Annotated in this window: 18 protein-coding genes; 4 read left to right on the forward strand and 14 right to left on the reverse strand. The window is 71.2% G+C overall.

Annotation, left to right across the window (positions count from 1 at the left end):
• Window positions 1-48 precede the first annotated feature (48 nt).
• Genes AB0E78_RS37385 through AB0E78_RS37395 form a run of 3 tightly spaced genes read right to left on the reverse strand, consistent with a single transcriptional unit; the run spans window position 49 to window position 3,206 of the window.
• Window positions 49-1,347, reverse strand: coding sequence for an MFS transporter (locus AB0E78_RS37385; protein ID WP_361842742.1), 1,299 nt, complete (start codon window positions 1,345-1,347; stop codon window positions 49-51).
• A complete protein-coding gene (locus AB0E78_RS37390) occupies window positions 1,344-2,171 on the reverse strand; it encodes a DUF364 domain-containing protein (RefSeq protein ID WP_361842744.1) in 828 nt (275 codons plus the stop codon). The genes AB0E78_RS37385 and AB0E78_RS37390 overlap by 4 nt, the downstream gene beginning before the upstream one ends.
• Before the next feature lie 45 nt (window positions 2,172-2,216).
• On the reverse strand, window positions 2,217-3,206 hold the full coding sequence (locus AB0E78_RS37395; RefSeq protein WP_361842747.1) for a pyridoxal-phosphate dependent enzyme: 990 nt from the start codon (window positions 3,204-3,206) through the stop codon (window positions 2,217-2,219).
• A 135-nt stretch (window positions 3,207-3,341) separates the two neighbouring features.
• On the opposite strand from AB0E78_RS37395, the gene AB0E78_RS37400 reads away from it, so the two are divergent.
• The gene (locus AB0E78_RS37400; protein WP_361842829.1) at window positions 3,342-4,286 is read left to right on the forward strand and encodes a kinase; all 945 of its coding nucleotides are present in this window, start codon (window positions 3,342-3,344) and stop codon (window positions 4,284-4,286) included.
• Window positions 4,287-4,329: 43 nt separating this feature from the next.
• Here AB0E78_RS37400 and rbsD read toward each other — a convergent pair whose 3' ends face one another.
• The 9 genes from rbsD to AB0E78_RS37445 form a co-directional block, all read right to left on the reverse strand.
• Window positions 4,330-4,719 carry a D-ribose pyranase gene (rbsD, locus tag AB0E78_RS37405; RefSeq protein ID WP_361842750.1) on the reverse strand — a complete coding sequence of 130 codons (390 nt, stop codon included), beginning with the start codon at window positions 4,717-4,719 and terminating at the stop codon, window positions 4,330-4,332.
• Window positions 4,716-5,639, reverse strand: a complete 924-nt coding sequence (locus AB0E78_RS37410) for a ribokinase (protein ID WP_361842752.1) — start codon at window positions 5,637-5,639, stop codon at window positions 4,716-4,718. The genes rbsD and AB0E78_RS37410 overlap by 4 nt, the downstream gene beginning before the upstream one ends.
• A gap of 70 nt (window positions 5,640-5,709) precedes the next feature.
• Window positions 5,710-7,656 (reverse strand): substrate-binding domain-containing protein, encoded by a 1,947-nt coding sequence (locus tag AB0E78_RS37415; protein ID WP_361842755.1) that lies wholly within the window; start codon window positions 7,654-7,656, stop codon window positions 5,710-5,712.
• Entirely contained in the window at window positions 7,646-9,250 is a 1,605-nt protein-coding gene (locus tag AB0E78_RS37420) for a sugar ABC transporter ATP-binding protein (RefSeq protein WP_361842832.1), read from the reverse strand. The genes AB0E78_RS37415 and AB0E78_RS37420 overlap by 11 nt, the downstream gene beginning before the upstream one ends.
• Before the next feature lie 14 nt (window positions 9,251-9,264).
• Window positions 9,265-10,281: a LacI family DNA-binding transcriptional regulator gene (locus AB0E78_RS37425; RefSeq protein ID WP_361842757.1), complete on the reverse strand. Its 1,017-nt coding sequence runs from the start codon at window positions 10,279-10,281 to the stop codon at window positions 9,265-9,267.
• Between the two features lie 524 nt (window positions 10,282-10,805).
• Window positions 10,806-12,092, reverse strand: coding sequence for a DUF1266 domain-containing protein (locus tag AB0E78_RS37430; RefSeq protein WP_361842760.1), 1,287 nt, complete (start codon window positions 12,090-12,092; stop codon window positions 10,806-10,808).
• A gap of 91 nt (window positions 12,093-12,183) precedes the next feature.
• Window positions 12,184-13,455, reverse strand: coding sequence for a cytochrome P450 (locus tag AB0E78_RS37435; RefSeq protein ID WP_361842763.1), 1,272 nt, complete (start codon window positions 13,453-13,455; stop codon window positions 12,184-12,186).
• A gap of 74 nt (window positions 13,456-13,529) precedes the next feature.
• Window positions 13,530-14,351: an alpha/beta hydrolase gene (locus AB0E78_RS37440; protein ID WP_361842766.1), complete on the reverse strand. Its 822-nt coding sequence runs from the start codon at window positions 14,349-14,351 to the stop codon at window positions 13,530-13,532.
• A 173-nt stretch (window positions 14,352-14,524) separates the two neighbouring features.
• On the reverse strand, window positions 14,525-15,745 hold the full coding sequence (locus AB0E78_RS37445) for a hypothetical protein (protein ID WP_361842769.1): 1,221 nt from the start codon (window positions 15,743-15,745) through the stop codon (window positions 14,525-14,527).
• 247 nt (window positions 15,746-15,992) lie between these two features.
• Here AB0E78_RS37445 and phsA point away from each other — a divergent pair, with 247 nt between their 5' ends.
• Window positions 15,993-17,903, forward strand: coding sequence for an O-aminophenol oxidase PhsA (phsA, locus tag AB0E78_RS37450; protein ID WP_361842771.1), 1,911 nt, complete (start codon window positions 15,993-15,995; stop codon window positions 17,901-17,903).
• On the opposite strand, the gene AB0E78_RS37455 is transcribed toward phsA, so the two are convergent.
• Window positions 17,891-18,244: a hypothetical protein gene (locus tag AB0E78_RS37455; RefSeq protein ID WP_361842774.1), complete on the reverse strand. Its 354-nt coding sequence runs from the start codon at window positions 18,242-18,244 to the stop codon at window positions 17,891-17,893. The genes phsA and AB0E78_RS37455 overlap by 13 nt on opposite strands.
• 111 nt (window positions 18,245-18,355) lie before the next feature.
• On the opposite strand from AB0E78_RS37455, the gene AB0E78_RS37460 reads away from it, so the two are divergent.
• A complete protein-coding gene (locus AB0E78_RS37460) occupies window positions 18,356-19,189 on the forward strand; it encodes a PDZ domain-containing protein (protein ID WP_361842777.1) in 834 nt (277 codons plus the stop codon).
• A gap of 198 nt (window positions 19,190-19,387) precedes the next feature.
• Window positions 19,388-20,509 (forward strand): aminopeptidase P family protein, encoded by a 1,122-nt coding sequence (locus tag AB0E78_RS37465; protein ID WP_361842835.1) that lies wholly within the window; start codon window positions 19,388-19,390, stop codon window positions 20,507-20,509.
• Window positions 20,510-20,563: 54 nt separating this feature from the next.
• On the opposite strand, the gene treZ is transcribed toward AB0E78_RS37465, so the two are convergent.
• Window positions 20,564-22,309: a malto-oligosyltrehalose trehalohydrolase gene (gene treZ, locus AB0E78_RS37470; protein ID WP_361842838.1), complete on the reverse strand. Its 1,746-nt coding sequence runs from the start codon at window positions 22,307-22,309 to the stop codon at window positions 20,564-20,566.
• Window positions 22,310-22,421: the final 112 nt, after the last annotated feature.

A 22,421-nucleotide genomic window follows, 5' to 3' on the forward strand; every position in this document is an offset into this window, starting at 1 on the left:
AGGCGGCAGGCGAGGCGCGGCGAGCGCAGCGCAGGGTGCCATGGGGGGTTAAGGCGCGGGCTCCGGGGCCTCCGCCGGGGCTGGCCTCGACAGAGCTCCGTCCCCCGGGTCCGTTCGCCGTACGAATGACGCGGCCACCAGCGCCACGACCACCAGCGCCCCGAAGGACACGGCGATGCCCGGATAGCCGGCGAGGCCCAGGCCGAGCCCGCCGAGGCCCGCGCCCACGAAGACTCCGAGGCTCATTCCCGCGGCGTTCACGCTCAGGGCCGCGCCGCGCTGTGTTCCGCAGCGGCGGACGAGCAGGCTGACCACGCACGCGGCCACGACGGCGTGGCTCGCCGCGTGCAGGGACGTCATCGCGAGGGCCAGCGGCAGCCAGTGCGTGAAGTAGAAGCCCACGACCGAGACGAGCGCGGCGAACAGGCCGACGGCCAGCATCCGCTCGGTGCCGATCCGCGGTTCCTCGGAGTTCGTGATCCGCCCCGTGAGGAGATTGCTCACGAAGAACGACGCGCCGCTCAGCGTCCACACGAACGCGAAGAGCCCCGGGTCGAGTTGGAAGCGGTCGTCGTAGTAGGCCGCCAGATAGGAGAGATAGCCCATGAACACGGCGGTGCGCAGGAGGGCGATCAGGAGCAGCGGCACGACACCGGGGATCGCCCCCAGCGCCTTGAACGAGGCGATGTAGCCCAGGCGTGGGGAGTCGGCCTTCTCCTCGACCGGCTTGTCCTTGCCGCGCACGAAGAAGACCGCGGCGAGCAGCAGCGACACCCCGGTCACGGCGAACAGGTCGCCCTGCCAGCCCCAGAACAGCGCGGGCAGCGCGATGACCGGCGCCGCGAGCATCGCGGTCATCGACTGCGTCGCCGTGACGAGCGTGGCCGCGCGCCCCGCCGCCCTGCCGGAGCCGAAGCGGTCGGCGGCGGCCGCGGTCAGCGCCGGGTTCAGTACCGACGTACTGGCGCCGACCAGCAGGCAGAACACGGCGAGCAGGATGAAGTCCCCGCTGGCGCCGAGTGCGGCGGACACGCCGAGCGCGGCGAGGCCGCCCGCCGCCGCCCACTCCTTGCGCACCCGGTCGATCAGCGGGGCGAGCGCGGTACCCACCAACAGGGCCGCGAGGCCGCCGAGTCCGCGCAGACCGCCCAGCGTGGCGACGCTGCTGTCGGCGTCCTCGGCCATCGGCACCAGATACGTGCTGAAGACGGTGAACGGCAGCAGGCCGACCGCCGACGCGACCAGGACGGGCCACAGCGCGCGGGCCATCCGCCAGTCGCCGGGCAGCGCCTCGTCCGCCCCCGCGTCCCGGTGCTCCAGGGCGGAGCCCTTGGAGTCGACGTTCATGCCGCCTCCTTGTAGCGGTAGAGCGGCGTCTCGTCGGCGCTGAACTGCGAGAACGCGAAGGGCTCCGCGGAGAGCCCGGTCACCCCGGCGGGCAGGAACGCGCGGGCCACGGCGCTGCCGCTCTGCGCGTACACCACCAGCGGCACCCCGTGCTCGCGGCAGTGCGCGAGGATCAGGTCGAAGGTGCCGTTGCTCAGCGTCATGCCGGTGGCGACCACGGCGTCGGCCTCCTTGAGCACCTCCGTCATGTCGTCGGTGATCCGGTCGCCCCACTGGGTCGTACGGAGATTGAGGTCGCAGGGCAGACAGACGCCGCCCCGTTCACGTATCGCCGCGACCAGCGGATTGACCACGCCGATGAGCGCCACTTTGGCGCCCGGCTCGATGTCGAGCAGCCCGGCGATGGCGGCGTCGCGGGCCTTCGCCCGGACTTCCGGGGTACCGGTGGGCAGCGTGATGCGCTCGGCGTCGGCGGCGTCCCGGTGCGGGTTCACCTGCGCGAGATAGGCGTCGAGCGCGGCGATGCGGACGGGGGTGGACTCGGCGCGCAGCAGCTTGTCGAGGCTGTGGCCCGAGGCGTTCTCGCAGAAGTCCGGGGGGAGTTCACCGGCCTCGAAGGAGCAGGCGCCGAACGCCGTGCCGACCCGGAGCAGCAAGTAGTGGTTGTGGTACGTCACTTGGCTGCCCGCGAGGCGGGTGGTGTTGTACAGCCAGAACGCGCTGGTGACGGAGAGGTCTCTGGGGTCGGGGCCGTGGTCGCCCGCCAGGACGGCGTCGATGAGCTCCGCGACGTTCTGGGGCGTGCGCGGGTCGGGGTGTGACATGTGGAGTTCTCTCAGATGGTGGTAGAGGGGCAAGTGGTGACGCGGTCAGGGAAGGTCGCGCCAGGAAGTGGTCGACCAGGGGTGCCTCAGCTCGTCGAGCGAGGTGATCTCGTGCGGCTTCAAGGTGTCGATGTCCGGTGCGTCCGCGTGTTTCGCATAAGCGCTCTCGACATAGCGGTGACCCGTGTCCGCGGCGATGAAGACGTACGTACGGGAATCGTCTCGGCGCCGCTCCCAGAGAGCGGTCAGATAAGCGGCGCCGGTGGAAAGACCGGCGAAGATTCCGCTGTTCCGCAGAAGCGAGACCGCGCCGGACACCGCGCAGTCGAAATTCACCCAGTGCACGCGGTCGTACGCCTCGTGCCGGACATTCTCGAAGGCGATGGCGCTGCCGATCCCGGCGATGATCATGTCCGGGTCGGCCACGCGCTCCGAACCGAAGGTGACGCTGCCGAAAGGCTGTACGCCGACGAGTGACACATCGCGACCCGCGTCCCGCAGATATCCGGCAATGGCGCCGGTCGAGGCTCCCGAGCCGACCCCGCCCGCCAGGGCGAGGGGCCCTTCGGGCACCTCGGCGTCGATTGTCCTGGCCACGTCGCGGTAGCCGAGGTAATGAATGCCGTCGTGGTACTGCCGCATCCAGTGGTACGAGGGATTGGCCTCGAGTATCTCGGCGATGCGCCGCACTCTCAGCTCCTGGTCGAGCCGGAGATTCTTTGACGGCCGCACCTGTTCCAGCGTGGCGCCGAGTATCTCCAGCTGAATGCGCAGGGTGCGGTCCACGGTCGTGGAACCCACGATGTGGCATTTCATTCCGTAGCGGTGGCAGGCGAGAGCCAGGGCTTGCGCGTAGATACCGCTGGAACTGTCGATGAGGGTGTCGCCGGGTTTCACGGCGCCCGAGTCGAGAAGGTGACGGACCGCTCCCAGAGCCGAATAGATCTTCATCGTCTCGAATCGGAGACAGACCAAGTCCGGCTCCAGGGATATGAGATCGGGCTTCTTCACCGCTTCGGCTATGTGGTCGTGCATGTCTGGCCTCTGCCCCCTGTGTCGGTCGCCGAGCCGAGAGCATCACACTAGATGAAAATGATTGTCAAGACGGATAGTCCTGTGGCAGCCTGTGGGCACTGGAGGTGTCGGGATGTTGAGAGGAGACCTGTGAAGCTGTCCCAGGAGGCCGGGCCGCGGCCCCGTGCGGCGGGTGCGCGGTCGGCCGGAATCGGAGTGGGTACCGCCTTCGGGACCTTCGGCGAGCTGCTTCAGGGCGTGCTGCCGGAGGAGGACGGGGACTTCCTGGTGACGTTGCCCGTCGCGCGGTGGACGATGGCCACCTTCCGGCCGGAACCCGGCGTCGGGGAAGTTCTGGTCCGGCCCGATCGCAAGACCAAGGCGCTCCAACTTGCCCGTACGATCTGCGAGTTGGCGGAGCTGCGAACGGGCGTGCCGGTCGGGGGAACCCTCCGCGTCAACAGCGTCATCCCCGAGGGCAAGGGTCTCGCGAGCTCGTCGGCCGACCTGGTCGCGACCGCGCGGGCGGTCGGGCAGGCGCTGGACGTGGCGATGCCGCCGTCCCGCGTCGAACGGCTCCTCGCGGACATCGAGCCCACGGACGGGGTGCTCTATCCGGCGATCGTCGCCTTCCACCACCGCACCGTGCGGCTGCGCGGCATCCTCGGATCGCTCCCGGTCATGGCCGTGGTGGGGATCGACGAGGGTGGTTCGGTCGACACCGTCGACTTCAACCGCATCCCCAAGCCGTTCACCCTCGCCGACCGTCACGAGTACGCGCGCCTGCTCGACCGGCTGGCGTGCGCCGTCCGCCGCCGCGACCTGGCGGAGGTGGGCAGGGTCGCGACGCGCAGCGCCCAGATGAATCAACTCCTGCGCCACAAAAGGTCGTTGGAGCCGATGCGGGAGATCTGCCGGGAGGTCGGCGGCCTGGGCGTCGCCGTCGCGCACAGCGGCACGACCCTGGGCATCCTGCTGGACACCGCCGACCCCTCGTACACGCAGCGGGTCAGCGCGGCGGCACAGGCGTGCGGGGAGCTGGCGGGCGGGGTGACGGTGTACCGGACGCTGAGCTTTCCCGCCGGGGCCGTGCGGAGCTAAGGGGCCGGGAGCGCGCGCGGCCGGGGCAGGGGAGCGTACGAGGCTAGAAGAACACCCCGCACCGCAGCAGCACATTCGCGTATGGCGTGGCCTCGCCGGTGCGGACCACCAGGCGGGCCGTGGCCGTGCGGCGCTTGAGTTCCTCGTGCGGGATCAGGGTGAGGGGCGTGACGCGGGCGGACAGGAGATCGGCCGCCGCCGGGTTCGCGTCCCGGACCTCCTCCGCCGCGGTTCCGCCCTCCGTCACCAGCTCGGCGAGCAGCCCGTCCAGGACCTCGGCGAAGGACGGGACGCCTGCCCGGAAGGCCAGGTCGACGACCCGAGGCCCCGGCGGAATGGGCATGCCCGCATCGCAGATCAACACAGTGTCCCCGTGGCCCAACTCGGCCAGGGCGCCGCAGAGATGGCGGTTGAGGATGCCGCTCCTCTTCATGCCGAATCCACCTCGGCCGCCGTCGGGTACGACTCCTGCGCGCCCTGCCGGGTGACCGACGCGGCCCCGACCCGCGCCGCGTACGCCGCCGCCGTCGGAAGGTCATCGCCCAGGCCGATGCGCCACGCAAGGGCCGCCGTGAACGCGTCACCCGCGCCGGTGGTGTCCACCGCGTCCACCTTCGGGCTCGGCACCCTGACGGGGGAGGCGGTGCCGTCCGCCGTCAGTGCTCCCTCCGCGCCCAGGGTGATCACCACCGAGCGGGGCCCGAGGGCGAGCAGCGCCCGCGCCCAGTCCTCGGGGGAGTCCGAGGATTCCCCCGCATCGCCCAGGATGTAGCGCGCCTCGTGCTCGTTCACCACCAACGGGTCGCACGCCGCGAGGACTTCGTCCGGCAGCGGCGCCGGTGGCGAGGGGTTGAGGACGAGGCGGCCGGTCGCCGGCAACGTGCGTACGACCTCCGTGACCGACTCGATGGGGATCTCCAGCTGCGTCGAGACCACCCGGGACGCGGCGAGCAGGCTGCCCGCCGCGCGGATGTCCTCGGGGGTCAGCCGGGCGTTGGCACCCGGCGAGACCACGATGCTGTTGTCGCCCGACGGGTCGACGGTGATCAGCGCGACGCCCGTGGGCGCCCCGCCGACCAGGACGCCGACCGTGTCCGCGCCCGCCGCGCGCTGCGCTGCGAGCAGGAGCCTGCCGTGTGCGTCGTCGCCGACCCGCGCGAGCAGGGCGGTACGGGCGCCAAGACGGGCCGCCGCGACCGACTGGTTCGCGCCCTTGCCACCGGGATGCGTGGCGAGGTCGGAGCCGAGGACCGTCTCGCCGGGGGCGGGGCGGCGCTCGACGCCGATCACCAGGTCGGCATTGGCCGACCCGACGACCAGGAGGTCGTACGTGGCGTCGTCGTGGTCGTTCATCGGTGGATCCAGCTCCTGTGTTCGTTCGTCCGGCGGGGGCGGTGGGGGCACCGGCGAGGGTGCGAAGGAGTCAGGAGAAGTCGGCCACGTTCTTCTTCGTGACCACCTTCACCGGGACCTTCACCATCGTGTCGACGTCCTTGCCGCGCAGTGCCTTCACCGCGTTCCGCACCGCGATCCTGCCCAGCTCCTTCGGCTGCTGCGCCACGGACGCGTACAGCGAGCCCGACTCGACGGCCTTCAGGCCGTCGGGGGTTCCGTCGAAGCCGACCACCGACACCGACTTGCCCGCCTTGCCGCCGAGCGCCTTTGCGGCGCCCAGGGCCATCTCGTCGTTCTCGGCGAAGACGCCGTCGATGCCGGGGTTCGACTGCATGAGGTTCGTCATGACGTCCAGGCCCTTGGTGCGGTCGAAGTCCGCGGGCTGGGAGGCGACGACCTTGATGCCGGGGTACTCCTTGATGCCCTCGGTGAAGCCCTTGCCGCGCTCGCGGCTCGCCGACGTGCCCGCGACGCCCTGGAGCGTGACGATCCTGCCCTTGCCGCCCAGCTTCTCGGCGAGGGTCTTCGCGGCGAGCTTGCCGCCCGCGATGTTGTCGGAGGCGACGAGCGTCGCCGCCTTCGCCTTGTTCACGCCGCGGTCGGCCGCGATCACCGGGATGTCCGACTTGTTGGCGCCGCGCACCGCGGGGCCGACGGCGTCCGAGTCGACCGGGTTGACGATGATCGACTTCATGCCTTCGCCGGTGAAGTTCTGCAGCTGGTTGGTCTGCTGCGACGCGTCGTTCTGTGCGTCCGTGACCGTGAGGTCGACGCCGGCCTTCTTGGCCTCCGCCTGCGCGCCCTCCTTCATCTGCACGAAGAAGGGGTTGTTGAGGGTGGAGAGCGACATGCCGATCTTCGTCGTCGTGCCGGAGGAACCGTTGTTGAAGAAGGACACGGCGCCCACGACGGCCGCCACCAGCACGGCCGCGATCCCGATCTTCAGGAGCTGCGGCCCCTTCTTCCCGCCACCGGCCGCCGCGCCCGTCGAGGCCCCCGGGGTCGCCCCGGCCTTGCGGCGCAACGTGTCGAGCAACACCGCGAGCGCGATGACGACGCCGATCACGACCTGCTGCCAGAAGGCGGACACGGAGAGGAGGTTGAGGCCGTTGCGCAGGACCGCGAGGATCAGCGCGCCGATCAGGGTGCCGGACGCCTTGCCGACGCCGCCCGCCAGGCTCGCGCCGCCGATGACGACCGCGGCGATCGCGTCCAGCTCGTACCCCTGCGCGGCCTGCGGCTGCGCGGAAACCAGGCGGGACGCGAGGACGATGCCCGCGACGGCGGCGAAGAGGCCGGACAGGCCGTAGATGACGAGCTTCTGCCGCTTCACGCGCAGGCCGGAGAGGCGGGCCGCCTCTTCGTTGCCGCCGATCGCGTACATGGAGCGGCCGATGTACGTACGGGCCAGGATGACGGCGGTGATCAGACCCATCGCGATCATCACGATGACCGGGACCGGCAGCCAGCCGCCGATGGTGTCACCGAGGTTGGAGACCGAGTCGGGGAACGGGATCGGGCTGCCCTGCGAGATGACCAGGGAGAGGCCGCGGGCCACCGACAGCATCGCCAACGTCGCGATGAACGGCGGGAGTTTGCCGTACGAGACGAGCAGTCCGTTGACGAAACCGCACGCTATGCCGGTGCCGACGGCGAGGACGATCGCGAGCCAGACCGGCAGGCCCTGTGAAGTCGCCGTCCAGGCGAGGACGGTGGCCGAGAGCGCGGCCACCGAGCCGACCGACAGGTCGATGCCCGCCGAGACGATGACGAAGGTGACGCCGAACGCGAGGATCGCGGTCACGGCGGCCTGCACGCCCACATTGAGCAGGTTCTGGGTAGTGAGGAAGTCGCCGGACAGCAGCGACATCGCCACCAGGAGGACGACCAGGGCGCTCAGCGCGCCATTGTCGAGCAGCACGCGGCGGAGACCGGTGGCGCCACCCGCGTTGCTCTTCAGCGTTTCAGTGGCCACGGGAGGCCTCCCCTTCGGTTGCTTCGTCGTTCTGAACTGCCGTGCTGTCGTGGGCTTCCGTGGTGCTCACGGCCAGTGCCATCACCGCGTCCTGCGTCGCGTCGTCCGCGGCGAGTTCGCCCGCGATGCGGCCCTGCGCCATGACGAGCACGCGGTCGCTCATGCCGAGGACCTCCGGCAGATCACTGGAGATCATCAGGACCGCGTGCCCGGAGGCCGTCAGTTCGTTGATGAGCTGGTAGATCTCGACCTTCGCGCCCACGTCGATGCCGCGCGTCGGCTCGTCGAGGATCAGGACCTTGGTGTCTGCGAGCAGCCACTTGCCGATGACGACCTTCTGCTGGTTGCCGCCGGAGAGCGTGCGCACGTGCTGGCCGAGCCCGGCCATCCGCACGCCGAGCTGCTCGGCGATCCGGGCCGCCGCGACGCGCTGGCCCTTGAGGTCCACGAGCCCGGAGCGCGTCGCCGAGCGCAGCGTCACCAGGCCGAGGTTCTCCTGCACGGAGGCGTCCAGCAGGAGCCCCTGGCCCTTGCGGTCCTCCGGTACGAGGCCGATTCCGGCGCCCATCGCGGCGTTCACGTCATGCCGGGGCAGGCGTTCGCCGCGTACGTCGACGGAACCCTTGTCGTACGGATCGGCGCCGAAGACCGCGCGCGCCACCTCGGTCCGCCCCGCGCCCACGAGTCCCGCGAGGCCGACGACCTCGCCGGCCCGCACCTCGAAGCTGACGTCGTGGAAGACGCCGTCGCGGGTGAGACCCTCGACGGTGAGCAATGCGGCGTCGGCGTCCGGGCCCCCGGCGTCCGGGCGTTCGCGCGGATACTGCTGCTCGATGCTGCGGCCCACCATCAGCCGTACGAGCTCGTCCTCGGCGGTCGACGCGGGCACCTGGTCGACGCTGCGGCCGTCGCGCAGGACGGTCACGCGGTCGCCGAGCGCGGCGATCTCCTCCAGGTGGTGGGTGATGAAGACGACGCCCACACCGTCCGCCCGCAACTGCCGCACGATCACGAAGAGTTTGTCGACCTCCTCGCTGGTGAGGACGGCCGTCGGCTCGTCCATGATCAGGACGCGGGCCTGAAGGCTGAGCGCCTTGGCGATCTCGACCATCTGCAGCCGGGCGATGCCGAGTTCACGCACCTTGGCGCGCGGTGACACCTGGACGCCGACCCGCTTCAGGAGTTCCTCGGCGGCCGACTCCATCGCCTTCCGGTCGATCATCCCGAAGCGGCGCGGCTGGCGGCCCAGGAAGATGTTCTCGGCGACGGTGAGGTCGGGTACGAGGTTGAACTCCTGGTAGATCGTGGCGATACCGAGCCGTTCGGCGTCCTGCGCCCCGTGAATGCGGGCTTCCTTCCCGTCCACGAGGATGCGGCCGCTGTCGGGGCGGTAGGCGCCGGAGAGCATCTTGATGAGCGTGCTCTTGCCCGCGCCGTTCTCGCCGAGCAGGACATGCACCTCGCCGCGGCGCAGATCGAAGTCGACGGAGTCGAGCGCGACGACGCCGGGGAACGTCTTGCGTATGCCTTCGATGCGCAGCAACTCGGTGCCATCGGGGGTGAGTTCGGGGCTGCGGTCGGCGGTGCGCGGCAACTCGTCCGGGTTGCTCACGTGGTGCTCCTCTGGTCGGTGGGGGACTCGCCGCAGGAGCGGCGTACGACGAGGCGGGCGGGCAGGGTCACGGACCGGGGGCTCCTGCCCTCGATCCGGTCGACCAGGGCCTGCACGGCGGCTCGTCCCAGATCACCGGTCGGCTGCGCGATGGCGGTGATCGGCGGATCGGTGTGCACGAACCACGGGATGTCGTCGAAGGCGGCGAGCGCGATGTCGTGCGGCACGCTCAGGCCCTGGGCGCGGATGGCGTCGAGCGCGCCGAGCGCCATCAGGTTGTCCGCGGCGAAGATCGCGTGGGGCGGCTCGGGCAGCGCGAGGAACCGTTCGGTGGCCCGGCGCCCGCTGTCGGCCTGGAAGTCGCCCTGCCCGATGTAGTCGTCGGGCAGCGGGAGCCCGTACGCGCCGAGCGCGTCGCGGAAGGCCTCGACGCGCTCGCTGCCGGTGGTGGTGGCCGCGGGCCCGGCGATGATCGCGAGCCTGCGGTGGCCGACGGCGTGCAGGTGGGCCACCAGGTCACGGACGGCCTCGCGGCCGTCGGCGCGGACGACGGGGACGTCCACGCCCGGGATCCAGCGGTCCACGAACACCATCGGCGTGCTGGAACGCGCGGTCTCCAGCATCAGCGGGGAGCCGCCGTCGGTGGGGGAGACCAGAAGCCCGTCGATCCGGCGGTCCAGGAGCGTGCGCACGTGGTGGTCCTGCAGCTCGGGCCGCTCGTCGGCGTTGCCGATGATCACGCTGTAGCCGAGCGCGCGGGCCGCCTCCTCGACGGAGCGGGCCAGGGCCGTGAAGTACGGGTTCAGCACGTCGCTGATGACCAGGCCGAGGGTGCGGGTCTGGTCGGTGCGCAGCGAGCGGGCGACGGCGTTCGGGCGGTAGCCGAGGCTCTCTATCGCGGCGATGACACGGGCGCGGGCGGCCGGGCTGACCGAGGGGTGACTGTTCAGGACACGCGAGACCGTGGCGACGGATACGCCTGCCTCGGCCGCGACGTCCTTGATGCTCGCCATCGCCGGTCCACCTCCTTGTGGAATCGATTACACGGAGGATTGGAATCGATTACATGGGCGGGTGGCAAGCCCCTGGAGGGTCAGCGAGACCGGATTGTGATGCGGGGTGCTCAGGTGAGCGGGGTGGGGTGGGGTGGGGCGGCCGTGGGGTTGCGGTTGAGGGCGGGGGCGGACGGCGCCGTTGGTTGATCCCGCGGGCGATCACGCGAAAGGCGCGTCGGTCGAGTGTGTGGACGGCACGTCAGCCGATCGCGCGGACGGTACGTCGGCCGTAGTGGGCGCTGCGTCCCCAGCGGGCCATCTTCGACGCGCGCCCTATGTTCCAGGCGGCGATGGTGCGGACATGGCCGTCGGGCGGCAGGAGGTCGTCGGTGCGGAAGCGCGGCGCCGGTGCGTAGTCCCCTCGTCCTCCTGCACGGCCTGGCCGATCGCGCGGACGTCGCGTCAGCCGTTCATGCGGACGGCACGCCGGACGAGTACGCGAACGCACGTCAGTCGATCGCGCGGACGGCACCGTCAGCTGATCATGCGAAAGGCACCGTCAGCCACGGGCTGTCCGGGTCCGTGGTCAGCTCTCGGTGGGCCTGGAGCACCGTCGTGTACCAGGCGCCGAACTGCTCCTCGTCGAAGTGGAGGCAGCGGCCGAGGACGTAGCCCGCGGAGAACTCCTCCCATGAGGTGTACGCCGACCGGGCCGCGTGGCTCGCGCGCTCGACGGCGGCCTCCAGCTCCGCATGGGTCGCGTAGCGGGCGCCGCGTCCCCAGCGGGCCATCTTCGACGCGCGCCCGATGTCCCAGGCGGCGATGGTGCGGACATGGCCATCGGGCGGCAGGAGATCGTCGGCGCGGAAGCGCGACTCGTAGCGGATGATCTTGCCGACGAGCCCGCGCAGCGCGGCGACGAAGTCGTCCAACTCGGGGTCGTCGCCCGGCTCGTGCGGGGAGTCGGGGCCACCGGCCTCCGCCATGCGGTCGCGGATCGTCACCTCCACGCACTGCCGCCACAGCTCGGGGTCGACGCGTGGGCCGAACTGCTCGATCAGCGACGTACGGGCGCCGAGGACGAAGTCCCAGTACCACGGGCTCACTTCACGGTTCAGGAGCCGCTCCTGCGTGGCGAGCCAGTCCTCGCGGTCGTGCACGCCCCACCACTCCGCCAGGCGCTCGATCTCGGAGTGGTGGCCCGCGCCGTGCCAGTCCAGCGTGTTCCACGCGTCGCCGTTGGCGAAGCAGAGGTGGGCGCCGCAGGCCAGGCCGTGCAGGAGCACGGGCGACTCCGGGGCGCCGGTGCGGCGGGTGTCGATGCGGTCGTGCAGACGGTCGTCGGCGTAGAGGTCCGCGTGCAGGTCCGCCCACACGTTACGTTCCTCGTCGGTCGTCAGATAGAACTGCTGGCAGGGCGTGGCCGCGTTGACCACCAGGAGGTCGATGTCGTCGGGCAGTTCGGCGGCGAGCGTGCCGAGCGTGACGAACTCGTACACCACTTCGGGATGCGGGCGGGGAAGCAGCCCGGCGGTGTACATCTGCGCGATCCGGCGGCCGTCGGGGAGATCGACGGTGAGGACCGGGCGATCGGTCGCGCCCGGCTCGATCTCGGCCACCGACACCGGGCGGTACAGGCCGGTGACGGCTATCGCCCGCAGGTAGGTGTACGCGTCGTCGGCCTCGCACAGTTCGTACAGGTGCTCTTCGAGGTCGGCGGGTGCCTGCCAGGGGGTGCCGTCATCGGGGGCTTCGGCGTACGGGAAGACGTCGTCGTGGTACTCGTCGGGGTACTCGTCCTCGGCTGCGGGGACGGCTGCGCCGTGCATGCGGGGGTCTCCGTGGTCAGGGGCGCGGGTGCTCGCGCGCGGGGCTCGCGGTAGATCTTGAACGGTATCCGATGGCTGTTCGGACGCGGCGCTACCGTGCCCTCGGTGTCCGCACCGGCACTCGCACCGGTACTGACTTCAACCCGTTGATGAAGTTGGAGACGAGACGTCGCGGCGGCCCCGCCAGTTCGAGAGGACCGGCCTCCAGGGTGCGGAACTCCTCGTACAAGACGCGGAGTTGGAGACGCGCGAAGTGGGCGCCCAGACAGACGTGCGGGCCCTCGCCGAAGGAGACGTGGGGGTTGGGGGAGCGGGACAGGTCGAGCCGGTGCGGGTTCGCGAAGACGCGTTCGTCGTGGTTGGCCGACGCGTGAAAGACGACCACCTTGTCCCCGGCGCGGACGCTCCGGCCGCCCAGCACCGTGTCCCGGGTGGCCGTACGGCGGAACGTGAGCACCGGCGGGTGCCATCGCAGCAGTTCGTCCACCGCCGTGGAGACCGGGACCTCGCCCTCGCGCAGGCGGCGGTACTCATCCGGGTGTTCCATGAGCGCGAGGAGGCCCCCGGGTGCCGCGCTGCGGACGGTGTCGTTTCCCGCGACGGTGAGCAGGAAGAAGAACATCTCCAGTTCGGGGGCGGTCAGTTCGGGATCGGTCGCGAGGGTGGTCATGACGTCATCGGCGGGTACGCGGCGCTTGTGTGCCGCGAGGTCCTGCGCGTAGCCGAACATGTCGCGCAGCATCGCCGGTGAGCGCGGATTGAGAGGCTTCCCGTCCGCGCCGCGCAGCAACTCACCCCCCTCATCGGGGTCTTGATAGCCGATCACGCGCTGCGTCCAGCGCAGTAGCAGGCCGCGGTCGCTCTCGGGCACGCCGAGGAGGTCGGAGAGATTGAGCAACGCGTAGTCGTCGGTGACATCGCGCACGAGATCGCATGTGCCGTCGCCCCTGCGGTCGCCGATGCCGTCGCGGGCTCGATCGGTCGCCGCGTCGAGCAGGCTGCGGGCCCGGTCGCGGGCCAGGGACTCGAAGCGTTCCACCCGCCTGGGCGTGAAGGCGCGGCTCACCAGGCGACGCAACCTCCCGTGTCCCGGCGGATCCTGATTGAGCATCATGCGCCGGATGAACGGCAGGTCGTCCGGGTCGGGGTCGCGGATCTGGGTGGCGCCCAGGTGCGAGGAGTAGGTGACGGAATCCTTGAGCACGCGAACCACGTCCGCGTGCCGGGTCACCGCCCAGAAGCCGGGCCCCGCGGGCCAGTCGAGCACCTGCGGCTCACCCTGCCAGGCGACGGGGTGCTGGTCCCGAAGCGCACGATAGCGATCGTGGGGAACCCCGGCAGCGTACTGCCGGGGGTCGAACACGTCGGGTCCGTCTGGCCTGTCCGGCGCATCGGGTACATCGGGTACATCCGGTACATCGGGGGGTTCAGCGACGCTCACGACGAGATGTCTTCGTTCTCGGCGTCCTTGCGCAGGAAGTCCTCCACGGTGCGGGTCAGGGCGAGTGGGGTCTCGTCCATCGCGTAGTGCCCCGCCTCGCTCAGTTCGGTGAGTTCGGCGCGCGCGTACCAGCGCAGCCAGGTCCGGCGCATCAAGTCCGCCCCCAGCGCGGGGTCCAGGGCCCCGACCACCGCGAGTGCGGGCACGGTCGAGCCCTCGACGCGGTCGTGGAAGTCCTCGCCGGCCCAGGAGTCGAGCCAGGCGCGGAAGGCCTTCGCGTCGCTGGCGTCCAGCGAGCGTTCCACCATGCGGTCGAGCCAGGCCGCAGGCCGTGTGCCGCCGGTGGTGATGTCGATGATCGCGCGGCGGTTCCCCGGCAGATGGTCCGCCTCCGCGAACAACTCCCACTGCTCCGGCGGGAGATCGAGCCCGGACGCGGGCACGGGGGAGACGCCGACCAGCCTGCGGACCCGGTGCGGCGCGATCGCGAGGACCCGCTGGGCGACGCTGCCGCCCATGGAGTGGCCGATCAGCGAGAAGCGGTCCCAGCCGAGACGGTCCGCCAGGGCCACGACATCGGCGGCACCCTCGGAGGTCGTGTACGCGCCGGCCGCGTCCTTCGCCTCCCCGTACCCGCGCAGATCAACGACCGCGTACTGGAACGAGGCGAGGTCGAGGTCCGCGAGCACCGGCGCGTACGCCGAACGGTCGCCGAACCAGCCGTGCACGGCGATCACCTTGTGGGGGCCGTCGCCCAGGAGGGCATGCGGTAGCTGGAAGGAGGGGGTGGAGGCAGGGGTGGAAGGGCTGGAGGCCACGTCGACTCCGATCACCTTGAGGAGGAGGGGGCCGTTCGTGGCGGCCCGGGACAACGTTCGCCCCAACCCTTCCTGGCCGCAAGGCCGCAAGGCCGCAAGGCCGCAAGGGTGCGAGGCCTCGCCGATCCCCGTAGCACAGCCCGGAAGCACCCGACGTAACCCACGTGCGAGACCTACGACTCCGCCGCCGCAGCCTCCACCGCCCTCCGCTCCAGCTCGGCCAGCCGCGCGTCTGCGGCTGCCCGGCCCTGGTCGGTGTCCTGCAGCGCCAGGTGCAGACGCTGCGCCCGTATGGCCTGGGTGTAGTCCCCGAGCAGCGCCAACTCGTCGCGCAGGACGGCCAGCTGGTCCGGATCGGGGCCGGTGTCGTCGAGCTCGCGTATCAGATAGGCGCGGGCCGTCTCCACCATCCCCTGCTGGCGTGCCAGCTCCAGCCAGGTGGATTCCGGTTCGTCGTCGGGGTCCATCCCATAGTTGGAGTCGTCGAACGAGCGCGCCCACTCCTGGACTTGCCCTGCCTCCTCCGGAAGCCCCGCGAGGCCGCGCCAGGTGTCGTACGTCGTCTCGCGGGCCTCGTGCAGCAGTGGCAGGTCCTCGGCCAGGCAGTGCAGCCCGACGAGGACGACGGCGAGCCGCAGTTCGTCGGACATGGAGGCGTCCGCCTCGTGCTTGAGGAGGTGGCGCAGGAGCGCACGGTCGGTGTTCCGCCGGTCGTACTGCGCGGCCCGCAGCGCCGCCACCCTGCGCGCCCGGTCCCGGGCGACCCCGTCCCAGACCGTGCGGTCGCCCATCCGCAGCAGGGCCAGGTCGGTGCGCCCTTTGGTGAGCACCTGCTCCCACAGGGGCGGGCGCGGATGCGGATCGAGGCGCCTGTATGCCAGGTGCTCGACGGCGTTGAGGAGGAGGTGGTCCGGTTCGGTGCGCAGCAGCGAGGCGTGCAGCCGGGCGACGAGCTGCAAAGGGGAGCGCTCCGGGAGCCCGAGGGAGGCCCGGAGCTCGGTGCGGTGCGCGTCGAGATCGGGCACGCAGTCCTCGCGGAAGTCGCCCTCCGTGTCGGCGATCTCGGCGAGTATCCGCGCCTCGCCGTCGGTCGGTGAAAGACGTACGTAGTCATGCCAGCCGGGCAGGCCGACGAGGATCTCCAGGGCTTCGTCCACGCTGTCCCCGATGATCCCGGCGGAGCCCTCGGAATCGGCGTACAGCACGGAGCCGTCACCGCACACGAAATACGTGCCCCCGGAATCGTCCCCGGCGATTGGTTCCAGCGGACCACCCGACGCGAGGCGGACCTCTTCGACGTGGTCCGTGCGGGACAGATCGAATGCGAAAGGGAACGCGGCCAGCTCGGCCAGGCGTGGGTCCTGTCGCAGCAGCCGGAGTGCACGTTCGGTCATGTTCCGAAAGTAACAGCGGTCACTGACAGCAGACCCACAACAGGACTGCCCAATTCCCTCTGTGCTTTCCGATACTTTTCCTGCGGAATGGGGGATTCGTGGAACTTGGCGGGGGCGCCGAGAGTCTTTATTCGTGAGGGGGCGGCCACTGACCAGGCTGCTCAACTGGCCGCCGGACGGCGGCCCTTGCATTTGCATTGATCATCACGGCTGATCGATGCAGCCGATCAACACGGGGGTGTTCATCTTGACCGACATCATCGAGCGCACCACGGACCGCCTGACGGCACAGGGGGAGCTGGCGCCGTACGTCACACCGCTGCCGGTGCCGCCGGTCCTGCGGCCGGACTCCGTCGACTGGCGCGACGAGACCGACGTGCCCGCGGAGACCGAGATCGCGCTGCGCCCGGCCTGGATCCGGCTGCACCCGCAGCTGCCGCCGACCCAGATGTGGGGGTACGACGGGTGTGTGCCGGGCCCGACGATCGAGGTGCGGCGCGGCCGCCGCATCCGGATCGCGTGGACCAACCGCATTCCGAAGGGCGCCGAGTATCCCGTCACCTCCGTGGAGGTGCCCCTGGCCGTCCCGAGCCCCGGCACCCTGCCCGGCCGCGCGGGCGTGGAGCCGAGCAAGGACGTGGCCGCGCTGCCTGCCTGGTCCGTGACGCACCTGCACGGCGCGCAGACGGGCGGGGGCAACGACGGGTGGGCGGACAACGCGGTGGGGTTCGGCGACGCCCAGCTCGCCGAGTATCCGAACGACCACCAGGCGGTTCAGTACTGGTACCACGATCACGCCATGAACATCACCCGGTGGAACGTGCAGGCGGGGCTGTATGGCACGTACCTGCTGCGGGACGACGAAGAGGACGCGCTCCACCTCCCCTGCGGGGAGCGGGAGATCCCGCTGCTGTTCGCCGACCGGAACCTGGACACGGACGAGGACGGCCGGCTGAACGGCCGCCTCCTGCACAAGACCGTCATCGTCCAGGCCGCGAACCCGGAGACGGGCAAGCCGGTCACGCTGCCCTTCACGGGCCCGTACAGCACGGTGAACGGCCGCATCTGGCCGTACGCGGACGTGGACCCGGCCTGGCACCGCTTCCGCCTGGTGAACGCGTCGAACGCCCGTATCTACGACCTCGTGCTCGTCGACGAGGACAACAACCCGGTGCGGGGCGTCCTGCACCAGATCGGCAGCGACGGCGGTCTGCTGCCGCGTCCCGTGCCGGTCGACTTCGACGAGGCACTGCCCACGCTCACCATCGCCCCGGCCGAGCGGATGGACCTCCTGATCGACTTCCGTGCCCTCGCGGGCAAGCGGGTGCGTCTGGTGAACAAGGGCCGGGGCCAGGCCCCCGGCATCCCGGATCCGGCGAACGACGTGCGCTATCCGCAGGTCATGGAGTTCCGCGTGCGGGACACCGAGGCCGATGACTCCTTCTCGCTCCCGGAGGTGCTCTCGGGCTCCTTCCGCCCGCTGAGCCACGACATCGAGCACGGTCACCGCCTGATCGTCCTGACACCGCCCGCCACGAAGGGCGGCGGAGGCCACCCGGAGATCTGGGAGATGACCGAGGTCAAGGACGCGGGCGACATCCGGGTCGCGACCGAGGGAGTCATCCAGCTGACGGGCGCGGACGGGAAGACCAAGACATACCGCCGGACCGCCCGCACCTTCAACGACGGTCTCGGCTTCACCATCGCCGAGGGCAGCCACGAACAGTGGAGCTTCCTGAACCTCGCGGTGAACCCGCCGGTGACCCACCCCATGCACATCCACCTGGCCGACTTCCAGCTCCTGGGCCGCGACGCGTACGACGTGTCGGGCTTCGACGTCACGGTGGGCGGCACCCTGGCCCCGATCGCCTTCGACCCGAAGAAGGAGATCCCCCTCGCCCCGAACGAGCGAGGCTGGAAGGACGTCTTCCGGGTCCCGGGCGGCCAACTGCTGCGCGTGATGGGCAAGTTCGACGGTGCGTACGGCCGCTTCATGTACCACTGCCACCTCCTGGAGCACGAGGACATGGGCATGATGCGCCCCTTCGTGGTCATGCCGAAGGAGGCCCTGAAGTTCGACCACGGGGCGGGCCACGGCGGCCATGACGGCCATGACGGGGCCGGGCACGAGGGAGGTCACACGGGTCACAGGGGCTGACAGAGGCCCCGGACGGACAGCCAGTCCCGCAGGCCCTCGGAATGGACCAGCGGGAACTGGCCGTCCTGGCCGTACTCGACGTCACTGCTCACCTTGCCCAGGTGCAGTCTCAGCCGCTGGACATGCCGCCCGCGTGCGTCGCTGAGGTCGAACCGCAGGTCACCCCAGCACATGCAGCAGAAGCCGTCGGCGGTGAGATCGATCGCGAGGAGCCCGGCCAGTTCGCGGAGCTCGGCGGGGTCGTGCACGTCATGGAGCAGGTCGGACCCGCCCGTCGTCCCGGTGATCCGGACGCGCGTCGTCCGGGCCCAGAGGGACGCGATGTCGGGGTTGGTCGTCACGCGGTCACGCTATCGGGCGCCCCGGTCGCCGAGGCCGCACACCTGGACGTCACTCGTTCGTGAATCGTCGCGCCGCGTCACCCCGGGTAGGGCTGTGGCCGGAGGCGAGCCATGGAACAGACTGCGTTGCGTCCCAAGCCGATGCCCGGACAGGATCCCGGCGATGGCGGCAGGTTCGGGAGGTTCGGAAGGAGCGGCAGAGGCGGCGGAGGCGGCGGAGGTGGCAGGGACGGCGGATCCGGTGGCGGCCGGAAGTTCGGCATAGGGCGAAAGGCGCGTGCCGGGCGGGCATCCGGCTCGGGCCACCGGTCCGGGACCGGCCCCCGCCCGCACGCCGCGCGACGGCGCGGGCGGCGGCTGATCACCCTGTTCTTCGGGCTGCTGGTCTCGGTCGTCCTCGTCCTGACGGGGGTGGGTCTCGGCACCGTCACCACCACCGTCATCGGCATGAGCAAGCTCGCCGACATGCAGAAGCAGGCGCAGGCTCAGGCGCAGGGCGGTGCCAAGGGGCAGGCAGGGCAGGCCGGACGGGCCCCGGGTGGCCATGCCCCGGGTGGGCAGGCCGCTCCGGGTGCGGCGTCCAAGCCCGCCGCCGTCCCGCCCGCCGCCGTCCCGCCCGCCGCCGCGCCGACGCCGCCGCAGAAGGAGCACGGCAAGGCCGAGGCGCGGACCGCCACGCGACCCACGCTGGGCGTGGAGGCCGTCGACGCACCCAAGGGCGCCGGTGCCCTGCTCGTCGGAGTGCACAGCCCGGGACCCGGTTACACCGCCGGTCTCGTACGGGGTGACGTACTGCTCGCCTTCGGCAGGACCCGCATCGCGTCCGCCAAGGGCCTGGCGGCCGCGGTCGCCGCCGCTGCCCCGGGAAGGAACGTCACTGTGACCGTGCGCCACGAGAGCGGAGGGCGGCAGGCCCTGTCGGTGACACCGGGCTTCGTGACGTGAGGTGCGCGGCGTACGGGACGCGAGTGCCGCGACTGATGCTCGTGACGTACGTGACGCGACGGGGGCCGCCGTAATGGGCTCGCGCCGGCGCTGGGGCAGGGGCAGGATCGGCATCACCGGCAGCACCACGCCGTGCCGCCGTAGACGCCGCACACGCCGCAGCGAGCAGCCCTGGAGGCCCCCATGACCGGTATCCCCATGACCGGCGCCCCCGCGCCCTTCACCGCCGATGACTACAAGGCCCGCATGGACCGCGCCGCGGCCGACGCGGCGGACGCGGGGCTCGCCGGGCTGCTCGTCGCGCCGGGCCCCGACATGGTCTGGCTCACGGGCTACCGTCCGGTCGACACCGAGCGCCTCACCGTCCTGGTGCTCGCCGCGGGCCAGGAGCCGGTCCTCGTGGTGCCCACCCTGGAGGCCCCGGACGCGGAACTCGCCGCGGGCGCGAGCGCGCTCTCCCTGCGGGACTGGACCGACGGCAAGGACCCCTACGCCGCGACCGCACCGCTCCTGGACGTCGACGGCCGCTTCGGGATCAGCGACAACTCCTGGGCCATGCATCTCCTCGGCTTCCAGAAGGAGCTGCCGAACACCTCCTACGTGAGCCTCACCGAAGCGCTCCCCATGCTGCGCGCCGTCAAGGACGCCGCGGAGCTTGAGCGCCTCGCGGCGGCCGGTGCCGCCGCGGACGCCACGTACGAGGAGATCAAGAAGGTTTCCTTCGCGGGCCGCAAGGAGACGGACATTGCCGCCGAACTCGCCGAGCTGCTGCGGCGGTTCGGGCACTCGCAGGTCGACTTCACCGTCGTCGGATCCGGCCCGAACGGCGCCAACCCGCATCACGAGGCGGGCGAGCGCGTCATCGAGGACGGCGACATGGTGGTCCTCGACTTCGGCGGCCTGCTGGGGGGCTACGGCTCGGACACCTCGCGTACGGTGCACGTGGGCGAGCCCGACGCCGAGGAGCAGCGGGTCCACGACATCGTGCGCGAGGCGCAGGAGGCCGGCTGCCGTGCGGTGCGGCCCGGCGCCGTCTGCCAGGACGTCGACAGGGCGGCGCGGGCGGTGATCACCGAGGCCGGGTACGGCGAGCACTTCATCCACCGCACCGGGCACGGCATCGGCGTCACCACCCACGAGCCGCCCTACATGATCGAGGGCGAGGAGCTGCCGCTCGTGCCCGGCATGTGCTTCTCCGTGGAGCCCGGCATCTATCTGCCGGGCCGCTTCGGAGTGCGCATCGAGGACATAGTGACGGTCACCGAGGACGGCGTACGGCGTCTCAACTCGACGCCGCGCGAGCTGGCGATCGTCAACTGACCGTCCCCGGAGCCCTCTGACTCTCCCCGCTGTCCTCATGGCGCCCCGCAGTCCTCACGGCATCGCGAGCACCGCGCAGGACTCGGCGGGCAGCCGCAGCAGCCCGTCCGCTCCGGGCGCGGTGACCGGCTGCCACGCCGCGAGCACCCGCGTGCCCCGGCCGCCCAGCGGGATGTCGACCGCCTCCTTGCCGATGTTCACCGCGATCCGCAGATCACCGCGCCGGACCGCGAACCACCGCCTCTCCTCGTCGTAGGCGACCCGGAGCGCCGCCAGATCGGGGTCGCGGAGGTCGCCGCGGGCGCGGCGCAGGGCGATCAGTTCGCGGTACCAGGCCAGCACGCGCGCGTGGGGGTCGGTCAGCGGCTCGGCCCAGTCGAGACAGGAGCGCTCCCTGGTGGCCGGGTCCTGCGGATCCGGAATGTCGCCCTCGGCCCATCCGTGCGCGGCGAACTCCCGGCGCCTGCCCCGGCGTACGGCCTCCGCGAGCTCGGAATCGGTGTGGTCCGTGAAGAACTGCCAGGGCGTCGCGGCACCCCACTCCTCGCCCATGAACAGCATCGGCGTGAACGGTCCGGTGAGGGTGAGCGCGGCGGCGCAGGCGAGCAGACCGGGGGAGAGGGTGGCGGAGAGCCGGTCTCCCTGTGCGCGATTGCCGATCTGGTCGTGGGTCTGCGTGTAGCCGAGGAAGCGGTACGCGGGCGTCCGGGCGCGGTCCACGGGCCGGCCGTGCCGGCGCCCCCGGAAGGTCGAGTACGTGCCGTCGTGGAAGAAGCCACCCGTCAGCGTCTTGGCGAGCGCGGCGAAGGGTGCCCGGGCGAAGTCTTCGTAGTAGCCGTGCGCCTCACCGGTGAGCGTGGCGTGCAGCGCGTGGTGGAAGTCGTCGTTCCACTGCGCGTGCACCCCGAGCCCGCCCCGCGCGCGCGGGGTGACGACCCGCGGATCGCCCTGGTCGGACTCGGCGATCAGCGAGAGCGGCCTGCCGAGCTCGTCGGCAAGCCCGTCCACGGCCGCCGAGAGCTCCTCCAGGAAGTGGCACGCGCGCGTGTCCCGCAGCGCGTGCACCGCGTCCAGCCGCAGGCCGTCCAGGTGGTAGTCGCGCAGCCAGGCGAGCGCACTGCCGATCAGATACGCACGCACCTCGTCCGAGCCGGGGGCGTCCAGGTTGACCGCGGCGCCCCACGGGGTCTGGTGGGTCTCCGTGAAGTAGGGCCCGAACGCGGGCAGATGGTTGCCGGACGGGCCGAGGTGGTTGTGGACGACGTCGAGCACGACGCCGATGCCGTGCGCGTGCGCGGCGTCGACGAATCGTTTCAGCGCGTCGGGACCGCCGTACGGCTCGTGCACGGCCCACAGGGAGACGCCCTCGTACCCCCAGCCGTGCTGCCCCGGGAACGGGCAGAGCGGCATCAGCTCCACATGGGTGACGCCGAGCTCGGCGAGGTGGCCCAGACGCCCCGCGGCCGAGTCGAGCGTGCCGTCCGGCGTGTACGTCCCCACGTGCAGCTCGTAGAGGACCGCGTCCCGCACTCCGCGCCCCGCCCAGGGCGCGCGCCACGCGTACCGGTCGTGGTCGACGACCGCGCTGAGCCCGTCCGGTCCGTCCGGCTGGCGTCGCGAGCGGGGATCGGGCAGCACGGGGCCGCCGTCGACCGAGAAGCCGTACCGCGCCCCGTCGGCGGCCTCCGCCCGCACCGTCCACCACCCGGCCCGGCCATCGGCGCGCTCCATCGCATACGTGCCGTCCTCGCACTGAAGTGCGACTCGCGCGGCCCCCGGTGCCCACACCTCGAACTCCACCGACAGTTCCCCCTTGTCCGACATCCGCTGTCGTCCGTCCGTCCTCATCCGTACGTCATCCGTGGTGACGTACGTTCCATCGTGCTGCAGAAGTGATCGGTTCGCGGTCGTT

Origin of the sequence: Streptomyces sp. NPDC032198, assembly GCF_040636975.1 — a bacterium.
In the GTDB taxonomy this organism is placed as follows: Bacteria; Actinomycetota; Actinomycetes; order Streptomycetales; family Streptomycetaceae; genus Streptomyces.